Source organism: uncultured Sphingorhabdus sp. (assembly GCF_937872355.1).
In the GTDB taxonomy this organism is placed as follows: domain Bacteria; phylum Pseudomonadota; class Alphaproteobacteria; order Sphingomonadales; family Sphingomonadaceae; genus Sphingorhabdus_B.
The window spans coordinates 1-4756 of the sequence record NZ_CALMSV010000281.1; the positions used below are offsets into that span (position 1 = coordinate 1).

At 56.9% G+C, this 4756-nt stretch carries 5 protein-coding genes, 1 tRNA gene and 2 rRNA genes; all 8 read right to left on the reverse strand.

The window, feature by feature from the left end:
• Positions 1-404, reverse strand: a 404-nt coding sequence (locus tag Q0239_RS17910; RefSeq protein ID WP_298605404.1) for a cbb3-type cytochrome c oxidase N-terminal domain-containing protein, incomplete at its 3' end; no start/stop codon positions are given.
• The gene (locus tag Q0239_RS17915) at positions 397-555 is read right to left on the reverse strand and encodes a cbb3-type cytochrome c oxidase subunit 3 (protein ID WP_298605406.1); all 159 of its coding nucleotides are present in this window, start codon (positions 553-555) and stop codon (positions 397-399) included. The genes Q0239_RS17910 and Q0239_RS17915, both read right to left, overlap by 8 nt.
• Positions 552-1301: a cytochrome-c oxidase, cbb3-type subunit II gene (ccoO, locus tag Q0239_RS17920; RefSeq protein ID WP_298605409.1), complete on the reverse strand. Its 750-nt coding sequence runs from the start codon at positions 1299-1301 to the stop codon at positions 552-554. Before ccoO ends, Q0239_RS17915 begins: the two co-directional genes overlap by 4 nt.
• Before the next feature lie 12 nt (positions 1302-1313).
• Positions 1314-2972, reverse strand: coding sequence for a cytochrome-c oxidase, cbb3-type subunit I (gene ccoN, locus Q0239_RS17925; RefSeq protein ID WP_298605411.1), 1659 nt, complete (start codon positions 2970-2972; stop codon positions 1314-1316).
• Between the two features lie 122 nt (positions 2973-3094).
• Complete coding sequence (locus Q0239_RS17930) at positions 3095-3796, reverse strand: Crp/Fnr family transcriptional regulator (RefSeq protein ID WP_298605413.1); 702 nt, start codon at positions 3794-3796, stop codon at positions 3095-3097.
• A gap of 212 nt (positions 3797-4008) precedes the next feature.
• A tRNA-Met gene (locus Q0239_RS17935) sits at positions 4009-4085 on the reverse strand.
• A gap of 133 nt (positions 4086-4218) precedes the next feature.
• Positions 4219-4333 (reverse strand): 5S ribosomal RNA (rrf, locus tag Q0239_RS17940).
• A gap of 118 nt (positions 4334-4451) precedes the next feature.
• A 23S ribosomal RNA gene (locus Q0239_RS17945) occupies positions 4452-4756 on the reverse strand; the annotation flags it as partial.

Below are 4756 nucleotides of genomic sequence, written 5' to 3' on the forward strand. Positions count from 1 at the left end.
CGGTGGAGACATAGGTGAAATGCCCCGCCACCCCGGCGGCATTCAGCGCCGCCAGCAACTGCGCCTTGGTAGAGCTTCTGGTCGGCTACCAATTGCTCAACCGGAATGGCAGCCAGCGCATTTACCAATGGCGCACGCTTCGCATCCGCCGCCTGTATTTCTGCGGCCAACTGCCCCCGGCTCGTCCAGCCCAGCATCCCCTTGGTCGCGCTATCGACCAGCGGCCATGCCGGGTACATGATGACATAAGCCAGCGCCCAGATGATCGTGGTATAAAAGGTCCACAACCACCAGCGCGGGAGCGGTGTATTCAGTTCCTCGATACCGTCCCATTCATGGCCGACAAAGGCCGTGCCCGTGGGCTGGTCGATACGTTGGGTGTCGTCACCAGGTTTTTTAGCCATTGTCGTCGTCCCTGAAAATCATGTTCGCCGCAGCGTCATGGTCGCGGCTTGCCCCCTTGCGAAATGTCCAACCGATGAGCCCCAGAAAGAGGAGGAAGGTGAATACCAGCCCCCAGCTGTCGGCAAATGCGCGTGCGGATTCATAGTTCATTTCGCTGCCTCCGCGTTGGGCACCTGCTGTGCAGCCGCTTTCTTGTGGTCAACCAGCGTGCCCAGCATCTGCAGATAGGCAACCAAGGCGTCCATTTCGGTTACGCGTGACGGATCGCCATCATAATCGCGAATCTGGACCTTGGCGTAGCGCTTTTTCAGCCCTTCGCTGTCGGCATTGGGGTCGGCCTGAGCGACCAGATCGGCATTCGCCTCGGCAATTGCTTCCTTGCTGTAAGGCACGCCAACCCGGCTCAGCGCGGTCAGATGCTTGGTCATGTCGCCTGCATTGAGATCGCGTTCGGCAAGGAAGGCATAAGGCGGCATGATCGATTCAGGCACAACCGCGCGCGGGTCTTTCAAATGCGCGCGGTGCCATTCATCTGAATAGCGACCGCCAACCCGCGCCAGATCAGGCCCGGTACGCTTTGAACCCCATTGGAACGGGTGGTCGTACATGCTTTCTGCGGCAAGGCTGTACTGCCCATAACGTTCCACTTCGTCGCGGAACGGGCGTACTTGCTGGCTGTGGCAGACATAGCAGCCTTCACGCATGTAAATGTTGCGACCGGCTTGCTCCAACGGTGTGTACGGCCGCATCCCCTCCACCTTTTCAACCGTAGAGTCGATCCAGAAGAGTGGCGTGATCTGCACCAGACCGCCAATTGCGACGGTGACCAGAGCGAAGAGGCCAAGCAGGGCAACGTTACGCTCCAGCTTGCCATGTTCAATGATACGGAATGCCATCGTTGTTGCTCCTTATTCGGCCGGTACGGCAACCGCCGGGCGGTCCGCTTCAGGATTGTAGGGTGTTTCGGTCATCGGCAGCTCTTCACGGAGCGGCGAACCGGCGATCGTCTTCCAGATATTGACCGTCATCACCAAGGCCCCTGCAAGGTAGAGCAAGCCGCCAAAGGCGCGGATCAGATACATCGGGAACATCGCATCGACCGTTTCGACGAAGGAGTAGACGAGATAACCGTCCGCCCCATATTCTCGCCACATCAGGCCCTGCATGATGCCGGAGACCCACATGGCCGAGGCGTAGAAAACGATCCCTGCGCTGGCGAGCCAGAAGTGCCAGTTCACCATACGCAGCGAATAGAGACGCTGGCGGTTCCACAGGCGCGGTGCGAGATAATAGAGGCAGCCGAAGGTCACCATACCATTCCAACCCAACGCGCCAGAGTGGACGTGACCAATGGTCCAGTCAGTATAGTGCGACAGGCTGTTCACCGCCTTGATCGACAGCATTGGCCCTTCGAAGGTCGACATGCCGTAGAAGGCGAGGCTCATGACGAACATGCGGGTGATCGGATCGGTACGGATCTTGTCCCACGCGCCATTGAGCGTCATCAGACCGTTAATCATCCCGCCCCAGCTGGGCATCCACAACATGATCGAGAAGACCATGCCCAGCGTCTGCGCCCAATCGGGCAGCGCGGTATAGTGCAAATGGTGCGGACCCGCCCAGATATAGAGGAAGATCAACGACCAGAAGTGGATGATCGACAGGCGATAGCTGTAGACCGGACGTTCGGCCTGTTTCGGCACGAAATAGTACATCATCGCCAGGAAGCCTGCGGTCAGGAAGAAACCCACCGCATTATGGCCATACCACCATTGGGTCAGCGCATCCTGTACGCCGGCAAAGGCGCTGTAGCTCTTCGTGCCGAGCAGGCTGGCGGGCATCGACAGATTGTTGACGAGATGCAACATCGCGATGGTGATGATAAAGGCGAGGTAGAACCAGTTTGCCACATAGATGTGGGGTTCTTTGCGGCGCATGATCGTGCCGACAAAAACCGCCAGATAGGACACCCAGACGACAGTCAGCCAAAGGTCGACATACCATTCTGGCTCCGCATATTCACGTGCCTCGGTAACGCCGAGGAGATATCCGGTGGCGGCGAGCACGATGAACAACTGGTAGCCCCAGAAGACAAACCGGGCGAGACCGGGGAAGGCAAGTCTCGCCCGGCACGTGCGCTGGACCACGTAGAAACTGGTGGCAATCAGCGCATTTCCTCCGAACGCGAAGATAACCGCCGACGTATGCAGCGGCCGCAAGCGTCCGAAAGTCGTGAATTCCAGATTGAGATTGAGAGCCGGGAAAGCGAGTTGCAGCGCGATATACAGGCCAGCCAGAAATCCGGCCAATCCCCAGAATATAGTCGCAATCACACCGAGCCGGACCAAGTCGTCATCATAGGTCGATGCGGCCTGTGACGACAACGCCGGATAGCGTTGGGTGATGAAGTCAAATCCCTTTGCGCTGGCAAAGGCGGCAATCAAAGCAGCAAGGCAAGCAATGCTCATATGAACCGAAAAGGCCCAATCCGCACTGGCTGCTGCCGCAAGGAGCAAGGCCAAAGCTATGGCCAACCAAGCCCCGCCCCGCATCATCAATCTTTCCATGATATTTCCCCGTTACTTTTCCCCCTGGACAGGGGAATTGGCATCAAAGCGCATCGCAACGTCGGCGCGAGTCCGCATTGACCTAAGTCAAGCAAACAGACTTGCACATTTTGCAACTGCCGTCAGGCAGCTGTTGCGATGTTTTCGAGCCTGCGGCGGTCCTTGATGACGACGCTGCGCCGGTCGGGCAATTCAATGATTTCAGCCTCTTTCAGCTTGGTAAGCTGGCGGCTGACCGTTTCGATGGTGAGGCCAAGCAGATCACCCATTTGCTGGCGATCCATCGGCAATTCGAACTTGTCGAGAAAGGGGGCAATGGCACTGCATCCGACAGCGCCCAGCCGGTCGGATATTTCGATCAGCAATGTGGCGATCCGCTCGCTCGCGGTCTTGCGACCAAGCAACATCATCCATTGCCGCGCACGGTCGAGCTCATCAAGCGTGCGTTGGAGCAGCTTGTGCTGCAGGTCGGGATGTTCCTTCGCAAAGCCGTCAAACGCGGTGCGCGTAAAGATACACACCTCGGCATCGGTCAGCGCGGTGACCCCATAAGGGCTTTCTTTGCCAAAGGGACGGCCGATAAAATCCGATGGAAAAACAACGCCTACAATCTGTTCACGGCCATCCTGCGTCGATACCGAAAGCTTCAGGACGCCTTGGATGACATTGGCAACGACCAGCGATTCATCGCCTTCCCAGACCAAAGTCTGGCCACGTGAGACCACCTGCTTGCGGCCCAACTTCCCCAGCGCCGACAATTCGTCGGGCATCAAAGCCGAGCAAATCGCGCGGTTGCGGACGACACAGGTTTCGCAATCGGACATGTATATTGCGCTATCGAGCTTAAACCGATGACGCAATCCCAAAACAAAAAAAGCCGCCCTAAGGCGGCTTATTGGATTGGTTGCGGGAGTAGGATTTACGGGCTGCGCCCGTGATCTCCGCCTCGCTTCGCAAGGCTCCGGCTGAACGAGGCTCAATTCCTGATACTCGCGGCCACCAACAAAAAAGCCCGCACAAGGCGGGCTGTTTTTGCTGGTTGCGGGAGTAGGATTTGAACCTACGACCTTCAGGTTATGAGCCTGACGAGCTACCGGGCTGCTCCATCCCGCGCCAACCAAGACCAATCACAAGTGATTAGTCCAAAAAAAGAAAAAGGCGACCACCGAACTTTCGTCCGGTGCCGCCTTTTTGAAACTGTGAATGGGTTTTGAACCGTGCTCGTTATCAAAGCGCCTGCTGCAATGCCTGGCGACGCCCTACTCTTCCAACGCTTAAGCGGTAGTACCATCGGCGCAATCAGGTTTCACGGCCGAGTTCGAGATGGGATCGGGTGGGTCACTGATGCTATGGTCACCAAGCAATGAAGCAGGCGCTCTAAATAGCGAGTTTGGGTTATAATCGATGCCCGTGCTGGTCTGGATATATCATCCAACCATCGGCAGTCTGTTTCCAGAACTGACGTTGATGGTGGGACTCTAAAGTGCGAAAAGAGTAATTAGGACTGGTTAGCTTCACGCATTACTGCGCTTCCACATCCAGCCTATCAACGTGATGGTCTATCACGACTCGATGAAATCTAATCTTGAGGGAGGCTTCCCGCTTAGATGCTTTCAGCGGTTATCCCGTCCATACATAGCTACCCTGCTGCGCGGCTGGCGCCACGACAGGTACACCAGAGGTATGTTCAACCCGGTCCTCTCGTACTAGGGTCAACTCCTCTCAAATTTCGACGCCCACGGCAGATAGGGACCAAACTGTCTCGCGACGTTCTGAACCCAGCT

Coding starts and splice junctions, on each gene's coding strand:
- Q0239_RS17915 (WP_298605406.1), bottom strand. CDS start 555: ATGAACTATGAATCCGCACGCGCATTTGCCGACAGCTGGGGGCTGGTA.
- ccoO (WP_298605409.1), bottom strand. CDS start 1,301: ATGGCATTCCGTATCATTGAACATGGCAAGCTGGAGCGTAACGTTGCC.
- ccoN (WP_298605411.1), bottom strand. CDS start 2,972: ATGGAAAGATTGATGATGCGGGGCGGGGCTTGGTTGGCCATAGCTTTG.
- Q0239_RS17930 (WP_298605413.1), bottom strand. CDS start 3,796: ATGTCCGATTGCGAAACCTGTGTCGTCCGCAACCGCGCGATTTGCTCG.